10 protein-coding genes and 1 tRNA gene are annotated in these 13,600 nt (G+C 58.7%); 2 read left to right on the top strand and 9 right to left on the bottom strand.

Annotation, left to right across the window (positions count from 1 at the left end; all coding sequences use genetic code 11):
- The first annotated feature begins 72 nt into the window (after positions 1 to 72).
- Positions 73 to 807, top strand: a complete 735-nt coding sequence (locus AC05K6_RS07200) for an anthranilate synthase component II (protein ID WP_476728182.1) — start codon at positions 73 to 75, stop codon at positions 805 to 807.
- A gap of 2 nt (positions 808 to 809) precedes the next feature.
- Here the strand turns inward: AC05K6_RS07200 and pknB are convergent, their stop codons facing one another.
- From pknB to AC05K6_RS07165, 7 genes are all read right to left on the bottom strand, one after another.
- A complete protein-coding gene (pknB, locus tag AC05K6_RS07195; RefSeq protein ID WP_476728181.1) occupies positions 810 to 3,008 on the bottom strand; it encodes a Stk1 family PASTA domain-containing Ser/Thr kinase in 2,199 nt (732 codons plus the stop codon).
- 258 nt (positions 3,009 to 3,266) lie between these two features.
- Positions 3,267 to 4,925, bottom strand: a complete 1,659-nt coding sequence (locus tag AC05K6_RS07190) for a protein kinase domain-containing protein (protein WP_476728180.1) — start codon at positions 4,923 to 4,925, stop codon at positions 3,267 to 3,269.
- Between the two features lie 2 nt (positions 4,926 to 4,927).
- Positions 4,928 to 6,376: a peptidoglycan D,D-transpeptidase FtsI family protein gene (locus tag AC05K6_RS07185; RefSeq protein WP_448307935.1), complete on the bottom strand. Its 1,449-nt coding sequence runs from the start codon at positions 6,374 to 6,376 to the stop codon at positions 4,928 to 4,930.
- A complete protein-coding gene (locus AC05K6_RS07180) occupies positions 6,373 to 7,680 on the bottom strand; it encodes an FtsW/RodA/SpoVE family cell cycle protein (RefSeq protein ID WP_293791722.1) in 1,308 nt (435 codons plus the stop codon). Before AC05K6_RS07180 ends, AC05K6_RS07185 begins: the two co-directional genes overlap by 4 nt.
- 3 nt (positions 7,681 to 7,683) lie before the next feature.
- On the bottom strand, positions 7,684 to 9,285 hold the full coding sequence (locus AC05K6_RS07175; protein WP_476728179.1) for a PP2C family protein-serine/threonine phosphatase: 1,602 nt from the start codon (positions 9,283 to 9,285) through the stop codon (positions 7,684 to 7,686).
- On the bottom strand, positions 9,282 to 9,779 hold the full coding sequence (locus tag AC05K6_RS07170; RefSeq protein ID WP_293791719.1) for an FHA domain-containing protein FhaB/FipA: 498 nt from the start codon (positions 9,777 to 9,779) through the stop codon (positions 9,282 to 9,284). Before AC05K6_RS07170 ends, AC05K6_RS07175 begins: the two co-directional genes overlap by 4 nt.
- A gap of 135 nt (positions 9,780 to 9,914) precedes the next feature.
- Positions 9,915 to 11,201 carry a DUF3662 and FHA domain-containing protein gene (locus tag AC05K6_RS07165; protein ID WP_476728178.1) on the bottom strand — a complete coding sequence of 429 codons (1,287 nt, stop codon included), beginning with the start codon at positions 11,199 to 11,201 and terminating at the stop codon, positions 9,915 to 9,917.
- A 378-nt stretch (positions 11,202 to 11,579) separates the two neighbouring features.
- Between AC05K6_RS07165 and AC05K6_RS07160 the strand changes: the two genes are divergently transcribed.
- Positions 11,580 to 11,662, top strand: a tRNA-Leu gene (locus tag AC05K6_RS07160).
- Positions 11,663 to 11,768: 106 nt separating this feature from the next.
- Here the strand turns inward: AC05K6_RS07160 and AC05K6_RS07155 are convergent.
- Both AC05K6_RS07155 and AC05K6_RS07150 read right to left on the bottom strand, forming a co-directional pair.
- Positions 11,769 to 12,371 carry a DJ-1/PfpI family protein gene (locus AC05K6_RS07155; protein WP_476728177.1) on the bottom strand — a complete coding sequence of 201 codons (603 nt, stop codon included), beginning with the start codon at positions 12,369 to 12,371 and terminating at the stop codon, positions 11,769 to 11,771.
- On the bottom strand, positions 12,364 to 13,329 hold the full coding sequence (locus tag AC05K6_RS07150) for an NAD(P)/FAD-dependent oxidoreductase (RefSeq protein ID WP_476728176.1): 966 nt from the start codon (positions 13,327 to 13,329) through the stop codon (positions 12,364 to 12,366). Before AC05K6_RS07150 ends, AC05K6_RS07155 begins: the two co-directional genes overlap by 8 nt.
- Positions 13,330 to 13,600 lie beyond the last annotated feature (271 nt).

Below are 13,600 nucleotides of genomic sequence, written 5' to 3'. Positions count from 1 at the left end.
AAAATATGTACCCAACGATATTAGCAGCACACCCCGGCAATGCTATGCACGCTGCACGCTAGACTCTTTGTTATGCGCATTCTCGTGATCGATAACTACGACAGTTTCGTATACAACCTCGTGCAATACATCGGACAGCTGGGGTTTAGCGGAAACGACTGTGTAGTTCTGCGCAATGACGCCCCCGAACTTGCGGACGCAGGAGCCGATAACGAGACCAATGCCGATGGCCTGGCTGCGATGTTGCAGGAGTTTGATGCGATCCTGCTCTCTCCTGGCCCAGGCGAGCCGAGCACCGCGGGGCGCATGTTGGATGTGCTGAAGATCGCCGTTGAAAAGCAGATTCCGCTGCTTGGCGTCTGCCTTGGACACCAGGCGATCGGTATGCACTTCGGCGCAGAAGTGGTGCGTGCAGATGAGCTCTTCCATGGCAAGACCTCCCCGGTCACCCACGACGGCACCGGTGTACTGGCCGGGGTGCCGAGCCCGTTCCGCGTGACTCGTTACCACTCCCTGACAGTCGATCCCGCGACGGTACCGGAAGAACTACAGGTCACGGCCACTTCCGATTCCGGGATGATCATGGCGATGCGACACCGGGAGCTGCCAATCCATTCTGTGCAGTTCCACCCCGAGTCCGTGATGACGCAATACGGCCACCTGATGCTCGCCAATTGGTTGAACGAGGCAGGGCGACGTGGGCCGGGTGCGGAAGCCGATGTGGTACCGGCCGACCTAGTTAACCGACTGGTTCAGGAGCAGCTAGAAGTAACGGGCGCTATCAGCGCCGAAGCGTCAATGCTGTAGCGCTAGGGCAGAAGGTTAAAGACATACACCGTGACGGTGATGTCTGCGTCACGCTTGATGACCTCACCACTATGGATTGATTGCTGCGCGACCTCATCAACACGCGCAAGATCCGGGGTGTTCTTATTCTCTCGGTGCAGCTGCTCCGGGGTGCCGCGCCAACCGGCGGCCTGCAGTGCGCGGAATACATCGCCGTACTTTTTACCTTGCAGGGAAGGCATCTCGAACTGGTTGCCCAGGGATACCTCTAGTGTGATCTCGCTGCCCTTGGGCAGCTTCTCTCCCTCGTTCGTCGCGGAGAGCACCTGACCCTTCGGCTCGACCGAATCCACCTGTTCGACGATCACCTTGAATCCGGAGGATTCCAGGTTCTCCCGTGCATCCTCTATCTGCTGGCCGGTTACTACCGGCACTCGAATATCCTCCGGGCCAGTCGAGACGGTAATCGTTACCTTGGTGCCAACGGATACCTGCGAACCTTGCGGCGGAGTCTGCGTGATGATCTTGCCCTTCGGCACATCCTCGCTCGCCTCTTCCTTGACCTCCGTGTTCAGCGCCAGCTTCGCCTGCTTCAGGAGCTTCTGCGCTTCCTCGGTGGTCTTACCCGTCAGATCCGGCACATCGGTAATCTCACGGCCGTTGGAAACCAGCAGTTTAATCTCGGTGCCCCGTTCGATCGACGTTCCCGCCGCCGGGTCGGTGCTGATAGCTTTGCCGCGGGCGATCTTGTCGTGCGTCGTTTCCTCGACAGTCACCTGGAAGCCTGCGTCCTCTAGCAGCTTCTGCGCTTCGGCGCGATCCTTGTTAGCAACGTTAGGGATCTTCACCTGCTCGACCTCGACGGGCTTATCGTTTCCGTCGTCAGCGGAGATCGATTGGTAGGCGAAGTAACCACCGGCAATCAGAGCAGCGATACCCGCAACCCAAGCAATGGGCGCCCACCAGCGGCGCTTGGGCTTTTCCTCGTAGTATTCACCGTCGTACTGATCGTCATAATCGCCGTCGTAATCGTCGTTGTAGCCGCCGGCATAGCCATCGTCGTAGTCGTCCTGGTACTCGCTGTCGTACCCGTCGCTATAGTCGCTGCTGTAGTCATCGCTGTGGGCAGACTGCTCGTAATGCCCAGCAGCTACCGCTCCGCCATTGGCAGGCAGCACAGTGGTCTGGGGATCTTCGTCCCAGTTGCCACCGGATCCATTGCCACGCGCCGCGTGGGCGCCGGCAGCTCCCGCAGCGGCACCGGCGGCTAGTCCCGCAGCACCCGCACCGCGGGAGCCTGCATGGTGGAATCCCGTGCCGGCCGAGTCGGCGTCATTGGCATAAGCCTGAGCGACGAGCGGCAATTGATCCTCAGAAAGGCGCTTGAGATCCGTCGACATCTCCTGCGCATCGTCGTAGCGATCCGCAGGAGACTTCGCCATAGCGGTAAGGGCGATGGAGTCCAAGCTCAACGCCTCACGCTTGGAAAGGTGCATACCAGGAACCTTGGACGGTGGTTCCGGGTTCTCCTGTACGTGCTGGAAGGCAACGGAAAGCGGAGACTCACCGTGGAACGGTGCTTTGCCGGTGGCCAGCTCGTAGAAGACACAACCCGCGGCGTAGATGTCGGAGCGCGCGTCGGCGGACTGGCCTCGCGCCTGCTCGGGGGAAAGATACTGGGCAGTGCCAATGACGGCAGCGGTCTGCGTCATCGCCGAGGAACTGTCGCTCAGCGCTCGTGCAATGCCAAAGTCCATGACCTTCACTGCGCCGGTATTCGTGATCATCACATTGGCGGGTTTAATGTCACGGTGAATAATGCCCGCTTCGTGGGAAAAGTACAGCGCGGAGCACACCTGCGACATCACAGATGCGGCTTCGGTGAGACTCATCTTGCCTGAGTCTTGAATGATGTCGCGCAGCGTCTCGCCGTGGACGCGCTCCATGACGATATACGGCACTGCGCCGTCCTCGTCGGGAGTCTGACCCGTGTCGTACACCGCGACGATGGCGGGGTGGTTCAACTTTGCGGCGTTCTGTGCTTCGCGGCGGAAGCGCTCCAGGAAGGTTGTGTCGCGCGCCAAGTCGGGGCGCATCATCTTCACCGCAACATCACGGCCCAGGAGTTCGTCGGTAGCGGCGTAGACGTCAGACATGCCACCCGTGCCGATGGTGGCACCTAGGCGGTATCGGCCACCCAAGGTTGTGCCGTTTCGGTCCACGCCGTTGCTCCTTTGTCTGCCTCGTCGTATGGGTCGTGTGCGACTTAACTCTCGCTATGCTCTTGTTGGGCCTAGCTCGTTGGGACGCTAGCCGGAGTGCTAGCCCGGATACTTTGTGGAGTTGCCAACTGAACCCAGAATACGTTTTTTGTCACTTTGATTGACGAATAATAGTCGAATTTGTTGTGCGGACATAGTTGCTTACTCATGGGCGCTGTCGGTGTGGACTTAATCCAGTTCTTTTCCAGAGCCCATTTTCTACAAGACTGGCTGGTTCTCGGCATTGTTTGTCATGCTACGGAACTCGCTCGGCAGGTTGTTATCTGCTGAGGTCGCGTTGTCGTTCGTGTTTGGGCTATTTGGGCGGTTGGGAGAGTTTTGCGGGTTTGGTGCGGCGGTAGGCTCGGCCGCCCCGCCAGCATCTCCGCCGTTGTTGCCGTTACCGTTGCGATTGCCATTTCCGTTGCCGTTATTGTTGCCACGCCCGCCACCGTTAGGGAAGTGCGGGAGCGACGGGAACAACGGGCTACTCTCTCTGGAGCTTTCGGTCTCCTCTCGCGTGGACTCGGTCGTCCGGTCATCGCGATCATTGGTCGTGTCCGTCGGAGCTGGGCTATCCGTTTCGGCGGGTACGCTTCCACCGCCCTGGCTCGTCGGCTGTTCCTCACCAGTCGGCTCGGTCGTCACCTCGTTGGTCACGGTCATAGTCTCGGGGTTCGGTGCGGCATCGTTATTGCCACGAGTGAGGAGGAATGTTGCCAGTGCCAGCGCAACGATGCTGACGAGCGCCAGAATAACCACGATAATGTGGTTCTTTTTTCGTGACGCCCCCTGCGAATCCTTCGCTCCACGTGCCATCGCGGCATTGCCGGTGCCCACGGCCGGTCCGGGTTCACCCTGGTAGGCCGGTTGGTACGAGGAACTCGGGTAGTTGGAGTTCGGTACCGACGGCACTCGGGTGCCCGGGCCGGTGGCCACATCTCCCAATTGCTCGGTGAGCGGATGCGGATCGGCGCTGACGTTCGGCACGTTATGAGGAGACGGGGGTTGCTTACCTTCTGAAACCAGCACAGTCGCGGCGGCTAGCTCTGCACCGTCTGCGTAGCGCGTGCGTGGATTCTTGCGCAGGCATACCCTGATGAGTTCTCGGAGGTTGGGGTCGATCGTATCCGGCAGTTCCGGGGGAGTCTCCGAAATATGTTTGATCGCCACTGACACCGTGGAATCGCCAGAGAACGGACGGTAGCCCGCCAGCATTTCGAATCCCACAACACCGAGGGAATATACGTCACTGGCAGGGCCGACCTGATCGCCCTGGGCCTGTTCGGGGGAAACGTACTGGGCTGTACCGACCACCATGCCTGTGCGCGTGAGCGGTACGGCGGCAGCTGCCTTGGCGATGCCAAAGTCAGTGATCTTGACGAAACCGTCGGAGGTGATCAGCAGATTGCCTGGCTTGATGTCGCGGTGCACTAGGCCGGCATCATGGATTGCCTTAAGACCCGCGGCGGTTTGCGTCAATACGTCAAGCGCCAGATTCTGGGGCAGCGAGGCTTCGCGCGACAGCACATCGGCAAGGGACTCGCCACGGATGTACTCCATGATGATGTAGCAGAACACCGTCCCGTTGTCTGGGGCCTCGACCTCACCGGAGTCATAAGTATTGACGACATTGGGGCTGGAGAGATGCTGAGCGGCGGAGGCCTCATTGCGGAAACGAGCACGGAATTCTTCGTTTTCCGTGTACTCAGGTTTGAGGATCTTAACGGCGACGTCGCGTAGTTTTTCCGTATCGTGAGCCAGCCACACCGTAGACATGCCTCCGCGGCCAATGATCCACTGCAACTCGTAGCGTTCGCCCAGTAGTCGTTGCGTGCGCTCGATCTCGGTGCGGTCGGGTTGACGGGAATCGCTCATGGCTACTGCTGCTCCTTTTCAGCTGCGTGGATCACGGCACGCCCAATGGGGCCGGCAAGTGAACCGCCGGTGGCGGCACGGCCACGGTCACCACCATTTTCCACTAGAACGGCGACGGCGACATCGGCGGAAGTGGAAAAAGCAATGTACCAAGCGTGGGGGTTCGAGTTGCGGGAATCCTCGCCGTGTTCGGCCGTACCGGTCTTCGACGCGATGGTGGCGTCCCCGCCGGCCCAGTTTTCAGCATCCACCATGAGTTCCTTCAAGGTATCTGCTGTCTTTTCCGGTATCGCACGGCCAGCCTTCTGCGGCTTGGTGGTCCGCAGCGTGGACAAATCGCGGCCCGTGATTTTGCTAACGAGGTACGGCTTCATGCGCACCCCGCCGTTGGCGATGGTGGCGGCAATCACCGCGTTCTGCAGCGGAGTCAGAGCCACATCACGCTGACCGATGGAGGACTGACCCAGTGCTGCGCCATCCGGGATGTCGCCCAGCCGGGAGGGTTCAACGGGCATACCCAGGTAGTCGTCTTTTTCGCCGATACCGAACTTGCCGGCAATGTCCTTGAACTTGTCCGCTCCGTGGCGGGTGGAAATATCCACAAAGGCGGTGTTACACGAGCGCTTGAATGCTTCGCGGAGGGTGGTTTGGCCTCCTCCGCCACATGCGGCGCCACCGTAGTTCTCCAATGTTGTGGCCGTATCGGGCAGCGTGATCTGGGGAGCGGCGGTGACGGTTGTGTCCGGAGTGTCGCCCTCCTCCAGAGCCGCAGCGGTGGTGATGACCTTGAAGGTCGAGCCCGGCGGCTGGATCTGCTGAGTGGAGCGGTTCAACAGGGGAGCGTTCTCATCGTTGGCGTAGTTTTCGAAGTTAGCCTTCGTTTCTTCAGCAGGCGGGCCGACAAGCTTAGCCGGGTCGGTTGACGGGGTGCTGGCCATTGCCAACACCTCGCCCGTCGATGGGCGAAGTGCCACCACGGAACCCGAATAGCCCTTGTTAGCCAGCTGGTCGTAGGCGACTTCCTGCACCTTCGGGTTCAGTGTCAGTTCGACATTCGCTCCGCCGAGTTCCTTGCCCGTCAGCATGTCCCACGTGCGGGTTGCGAATAGCGAGTCGTCCTCGCCGGTCAGGATTGAGTTTTGGGAGGACTCAATGCCCGAAGCGCCGTATTGATCCGACAGGTAGCCGATCACGGAGCCGTACTTCGCGGACATGTAGGGGTATTCGCGATCATAAAAGTCTTCGGAGTCCTTCACGGACTTAGCCAGCACCTGGTCGCCGGCGATGATGCTGCCGCGCTCCTTTGACTTAGCCTCAAGGAATTGACGCGAATTCAGCGGATTCTGTGCCAGCGACTTTTGTTGGAAAGCCTGGATATAAGTCAGGTTTGCGATCAGGGCCATCACCAGGATGAAGCTAAAGATGGCTACCGCGCGGATGGAGCGATTCATGCTTCCTCTCCTTCCTTGATGGCCAGTGGTGTGCGGGCGTCATGCGAGATGCGCAGAATAATCGCCAACAGTATGTAGTTCGCCAACAGTGACGAACCACCGTGCGACAGGAACGGTGTTGTCAGGCCAGTCATAGGCAGAAGTCGCGAAATGCCGCCGGTGACAACGAAAATCTGGATGGCGATGGTCAGCGACAAACCGGCGGCAACGAGCTTGCCGTAGGAATCGCGGGCACGCATTGCGGTATTAAAACCACGGGAGACGAACACGATGTAGGCCAACAACACAGCAGCCAGACCGATAAGCCCCAGCTCTTCGCCGATGGCAGCCAGAATGAAGTCCGAGTGCGCGACCGGAATGTTGTTCGGGTAGCCCTCGCCGAGCCCGCGGCCGGTCACACCGCCGAAGGACATGCCAAAAAGCGCTTGGGAAAGCTGGAAGCCGTTGCCGTCGTAGTTCGCCAATGGATCGACGAAGTTAGAGACGCGATCCTGGATCTTCGCCGAGATCTGGTACACGCCGAATGCGCCGATGAAAGCTAGCCCCAGACCCAGCACCAGCCAGGAGGCGCGGCCTGTCGCCATGTACAACATGCCCAGCACAGTGCCGAATAGCAGCAGCGCGGGCCCAAAGTCGTTTTGCGCTGCCATGATCATCAGCGCGATGCCCCACACTAGAAACAGCGGCCCTAAGTCACGCAAGCGAGGAAACTGCAGTCCCAGGAAGGACTTTCCAGCCACCGTGAAGAGGCGTCGCTTATTCACCAGCAGAGTGGCAAAGAACAGCAGCAGCATGATCTTTGCGAACTCGCCCGGCTGAATGGAGAACGGGCCGATGCTGATCCACACGTTTGCATCAGCATTCAACGACGTGGGCCACACGATCGGCAGCGCAATCAAAATCAGACCCGCAAGACCCAGCAGGTACGAATAGTTCTGCAAGGATCGATGATCCCTTAAAAAGCTGATGACCAGGCAGAAAAGCACCACGCCGATGGCGGTCCACATGATTTGGGATTTCGCCAGGCTAAGACCTGAGCCCAAATCCAGCCGGTAGATCACAACCAGACCAATGCCGTTGAGGAGTGCCGCGATGGGAAGCATGATCTGGTCGGCCTCTGGAGCCATCCAGCACACCACGAGGTGGGCGACCAGGAAAGTGGCAAAAAATCCGCCGACGAGGTAAAACACCTCGGAACTAATTTCATTGCCCTGTGAGATCTCCAGCGCCACGATGGCGAGCAGCAAAATGATTGCGGCCAGAAGCAAAAGCCCGGCCTCTGTACGTCGGCTAAAAAGCTTCATAGGTTAGTTCACCTCGCGGCAGGAAACTCCGGGGGTGGTGAGGTCTTCCGGCGCTTCGGTGGGTTTCTCAGATTCCGAGTTGTTGTCCTTTTGGTTGTCCTCGGACTTCTTCTTATCGTCCTTCTTGTCAGCTTCCTTGTCGGTTTGCTTGTCAGACGGCACGCGCGTTACACACACTGGCAGTGTTTGTTCCGCCAGGCGAGTGATCTGGCCGGAGACTTTGTCATAAGAGTCCTCCGGCAGATCCGCCAGCGCACCCTGAGCAGCCGGGGTCAGATCGGAAGTCTTAAACAGGTGGCAATCACCGCCTGCACCGGGCTCGACAAAGGTTGCCTTGCCATTGTCATCCAGGCAGATGTCTTGGTGCACGGAGTTCAGTTTGATCCCTAAGACGGAACTATCCGTACCGTTCATCAACTTGAGCTGTGAGTTTTCCTCGGCCACGTAGTACGTGTCCTTGATGCGCTGGTACGTCACATATCCCACCGCACCTGCGGCTGCGATGACCACCAACACAATTGCGAGCGTTACCCACAGGCCGCGCCGGGACTTCTTCGGCTTTTTGGTTTTTGCTGTGCCGGTGGGTTCTACACCTTCGCCGTCATCCTCGCCGTGACTCTGATGAGTCCGTTTGCCTGCTGGTGTAGCCGTCGCAGGTTCAGGGTCTTCTTCTGTTGCGTCCTTTTTTGGTGACGCCGCCGGCGTGGTCAAAAGCCCTTGAATTGCCGCGGCGCGAGCTGCCGAAGAATCCGGACGTGGCATTTCTGCCTCCTCGCCCGCGATAGCTCCTGCTAGTACCGGGCGAGATGGCAGAGTGAGTTCTGGATCGGTCGGCGAGTTGGACTGGGCGTCAAACCCAACAACATCAGCGACAACAACCGTGACATTGTCAGGTCCGCCACCGCGCAGTGCCATTTCGACGAGTTTGCGGGCTGCCTTTTCCGGGGTGCCACGGGAGAGGACTTCGCGGATCGTCTCGGGGCTTACCGGGTCGGATAGACCGTCGGAGCAGAGCATGAAGCGATCGCCGATTTGTGTCTTTTCGCGCCACAGAGTGGGCTCGACGGGGCGCCCAGCGAGAGCCTTGAGGATGAGGGAGCGCTGCGGGTGACTGTTGACGTCTTCCGGCGCGAGCTTGCCTTCGTCGACGAGAGACTGAACGAAAGTGTCGTCCTTCGTCACCTGGCGAAGCTCGCCATCGCGCAGACGGTAGCCGCGAGAATCGCCGATATGGCAGATGGCAACTTCATCCTCGCAAAAGAGCATGGAGGTCAGGGTGCAGCCCATTCCGTCCAGGTTCGGGTGCTCATCTACGTGAGATTCGATGTCCTGGTTGCCTTCGTCGACGGCAGTAGCCAGCAGGTTCTCCAGCTGGTCATGGTTGTCAGACTCGTCGATAAGCGGGGAGTCCAGGGGGCTGAGAGCATTAATGAGGAACTGAGAAGCAACCTCGCCGGCCGCGTGGCCGCCCATGCCGTCGGCGAGCGCGAGCAGGTGTGGGCCCGCATAAGCGGAGTCCTCATTATTGCCGCGAACGAGGCCGCGGTCGGAGCACGCGGCAAAGTTTAGAGTGCGATCGGTAGCCCTGGCCTTGCCCTCGGTCATGCATCCATCCTCACGTGGGTCTGGCCGATGCGGATTTCCATACCGGCGGAGAGTTTAACGGGCTGGTCTAGGCGTTCATTGCCAATCCAGGTTCCGTTGCGGGAATCGAGGTCTTCGACGTACCAATCCGAGCCCCGGCGGAGCAGCCGGGCATGGGAACCGGAGGCGAAGTCATCCTCCAAAACCAATGTGCACGACTGGGAACGGCCGATCGAAACGTCCTGGTAGCCCTTTAGGTTGAGCGTGGTGCCAGCCAGTGGGCCGGAAGTGAGCTCCAAAGAGGTGGGCGACTTGTGACGCCGGAAGGAGTGACCGGATGATGATGGCTCGTTCATCGGAGCGTTGTAACCCGCGACGATAGGTGCCCCGCCGGCGGGGGCTAACCCGGAGGTGCGGTCTGCATCCTTTTTGAGGGAGCGAACAGTCATCCAGATGAAGAACCACAACAAAAGCAACAGGCCAATCTTGACCAGCAAAAGCAGTGTGGTCTGCACGGTTTCAACTCCTCAACAAGGTAGGGGCCCAGGACTCACATGTCCGACAAGGGCACATGTGTATGTGAATAGCCTAGTTTAGATGACCCCTGAGGAGTAGACGAGAAAGAAAATGACTTCTAAAAACGCGGGATTTTAGTGGAACTCGACGCCGATCTCGGAGTGACCAAGCGAGATAACGTCACCGCTTGCCAGCAGCCAATTTTCAATCGGAGTGCCGTTGACGGAGGTGCCGTTGGTGGACTGCAGATCTGTCAGCACAGCGTCGTACCCATCCCATGTGATGTCTGCGTGCTGACGGGAGACACCCGTATCGGGGATGCGAAGATCCACGCCGTTTCCGCGTCCGATGATGTTGCTGCCCTTGCGTAGTTCATAGGTGCGGTCGGAACCATCATGCAGAGTGAGGGTGACCTTGAGCTCCCGCTCGTTGCCGTCCGCGCCTACGCCGCCGCGTACCGGAGCGGGGGTGCTTTGCACGATAACTTCAGTGCCCGGGTAGCTGGCTGGACGCTCAAAGCTGTCGCCTGCCTGCTGGTTGTGTTGGTTCTGTCCGTAATGCACGGCGCTGTCTCCCTGGTTCTGTGACTGTTGTGGTTCTTGCTGCTCGTGCTGTTCGTACTGTTCAGGCTCCCTAGACGGTTCAGGCTCACTGGTTTCTTCGTACTGTTCAGCCTGTTGATTGCGCGCGAAATCTGGTGCGGCGTGGTGCACAGCGGCTGCCCCGCCGAGTCCTGCGGCGCCCGCCGGGGACACTAGATCTCCCAGGGACTTGCTTGCACCGTTCGCGCCCGTAGCGTCCGAAGCGTTTGCGTCGCTGGAGTGGTTGTCGTTGGGGCTGTAGGCGTCGTAATCCTGCGATACCAAAGAGCGCTCCTCAGACTGCGAATATGGCCACTCCGGGTGCCCCTCATGTGGTCCAGCCTGTGGGTAGGAATCTTGATAGCCGCCGTCTGGATTGCGGAAGGGATTGACGCCCCCCTGCTCAGTCGCATTAGCCTCCCCAATTGCGACATTTCCTCCTGGGATGTCGTTGGTGCGGGGGACGTCGAAACGCGCATCTGCGCGCATTTGACCCGAGTGCAGGCCGTCATGAGGTGCAAGATTCACCTTGACTGGTTCGTTGGTGCGCCAGCCTTGGTTACGGATGAAGCGGCTTAGGCGGTCGCCCATTTCTTCTGCGAGGCGGGGACGAGACTCGGTGAGGCTGGCGTAGTCGCGGGTGCTGACGAGAACCTGGAAGTGGCTTGGGGCGAGGCGCTGCCCCTGTGCATCCGTCATGACGGATTCCTCGGCGTATTGCTTGAGAACCTCGTCGATCTCGGTCGGGACAACCTCTCCGCCGAAGACGCGCGCGAAGCCGTTATCCAACCCGCGCTGAAGCGAGCTGTCAAGCTTCTTGAAACGTCCAAATAGGCTCATTGTCCGTAGTCCTCCTATGTGGTCTTGTGTTTTCCAGTACTGTCCCGTGCCTGTGGCGCAGGGCGTGGAAGCCAATCGACCTATAGGTCGTGGGGCGCCGGAATAGCAGGCTGTACAGTGCAGTCGCTGCTCCGCTGCCGCGAGTTCAAAGCGGAGTGGATCTGCGTGAAAACAGCTACAATGCGAGCATTTAGTTGGCCATTATAAGGGTAATAGTGTTGTGCGTGCATTTTCCCGCAGGTCAAGTGTGTTTTTTGGAAGCATGCATGCATCGTGCTAGAGTTTCATTTCGTTGCCAGCGAGCATCGCTCCTGAAAAGGAATGTGCGGCTTTAGCAGGTAAGACAGTGTAAAGACCATGTGTCCTACATAGTCACTCGGGCGAGTGGCGGAATGGCAGACGCGCTGGCTTCAGGTGCCAGTGTCCTTCGGGACGTGGGGGTTCAAGTCCCCCTTCGCCCACAGAATAAACACCCCGCTGGGTTGAGATCTTAAGGATCTTGGCTCCGCGGGGTGTTTTGTGTTGCTCGGGGCTATCGATGGGTGCATGGCGGTCGGGTGTAGGATCTCACACTGCAAACGGGTCGTGGTCGGCATCGCGATGAGCTTGGATTTCTAGATCGTGAGCGATCTTCTCGGCAAGAGGGGCGCCGAAGTAATGAGAAACAAATGCAATGGCCATGTCTGTGCCTGCCGCAACGCCTGATGAAGTCCAACGATCACGGTCATGAACCCAGCGAGCTGATCGTTTCCACTCGACATTTCTGCTGAAGCTGCTGGCCCAGTTAAAAGCACGTTTGTTGCTGGTGGCGGAATACTCTTCCAATAAACCGGCCGCAGCCAGGATCGCGGACCCTGTACATACTGAACAGATGAGAGACGCTGAGCTCGCTATCGAATTGATCTGAGTGAGGAAAGCAGAATCCTTCACAAGAGCTCGCGTGCCCTCACCGCCAGGAACTACAACGGTGTCGCAGGTCAAGGTGCTGAAAGCCGTGTCTGGAACAACCTCCACACCTTGAGAACTAGCAACGTTGTTTCCGTCCACGGAGGAGAACTCCAACTCCAGACCGGGTACCTTGGCGAAGATTTCAGCGGGGCCAAAGACATCCAGCAACTCGAATCCGTCGAAAAGAATAAATGCGATGCGCTTTGGCTGCTCGTTATTCATCTACCTGCTCCTGAAGTTGTGCTAGCTCCTCGTGTAATAAGGACTGATCGATCGCGATCGCAGTAGCCACACCCGCGCCCATCGCCTGTGAAACCTGATCCGGCGAACTGGTGACATTGCCTGCGGTCCAGAGTCCGGCTACCGAGGTCTGGCCTAGGGCTTGCCGCAATACCCAGCCGTTTTCGGTTTCGCACCCGGCAGCAAGGAGGAGTTGATCGTTGGGGTGGAACTCTGGGCCTGTAAAGCAAGCCTCGAAGGCATGGATGGCACCTGGAGTCGTGGAACTTGGATCATCGCTAGTGCTCACCAATACTCCCGATTCCGATTCTGGGTCTGGTTGTATGCCGGAGACGGGGGCGTCCAAAAGAACAACACCACGCTTTTCGAACAGCGCACGGTCAACCTCCGAGAGGGAAAGACCGTTGGTGAAGAACGTGAGGCTATCGGTCCATTTACGCATGAGATGCACCATGTGCACCGTGAACCCAGGGTTCTTGCCGCCAATGACGGCAAGCTTTCGATCGCGAACCTCGTAGCCGTGGCAGTAAGGACAGTGGAAGACTCGGGATCCCCAGAGCTCGGCCAGTCCCGGAACATCTGGCAGTTCATCAGTGATGCCAGTTGCCACGAGAATCTGTTTGGCATGGAGGCGTGAGCCATGTGCGATTGTTGCCTCCCAGGTGCTGCCAACTCGTTCGAGAGCGGTGACTTCCCCGGGGATTACGGTGCCGCCGAAGGAGGTGAACTCGCTGCGACCTTGGTCTAGTAGATCCATGGGGTTAGCGCCATCGCGCCCCAAGATCCCGTGCGCATGTGCACTGAAGCGGTTGCGGGGTGTGCCGTTATCCACAATTGATACGTGCCGCAGAGCGCGGGCAAGGGTGATGCCCGCTGCTGTGCCCGCGAATCCGCCGCCGACAATGAGTACGTCGAGCGGGTCGGTGGTGTTGTTTTCCATGGTTTCGCGCTCCCTCCAAACGTTGTACGTGGCCACTCTACCTACGCAGCTACGTGTGTCTTTGGGTGTTTGATGTCGCGGTTTGGCTCGGCGCTGCGTGAAAGTCTCGTCCGGGATGCCCCAGTTCAGGCAGGTTATTGAAAACTTTTTGAAAACTCTAATGAAAACGTATTGACAACATGGCAGGTGAGGGGCATCATGGAAAGTGTCAAAGCGACCTGCTAGCCCACCTGGCGAAGAGGAATTGGCTCCATGGTTGCCCTCAAATAAA

The sequence above is a fragment of the Corynebacterium sp. TUM25020 genome, assembly GCF_056388495.1.
The sequence above is the reverse complement of the archived record's forward strand: the minus strand, read 5'-3'. Positions and strand labels throughout refer to the sequence as shown.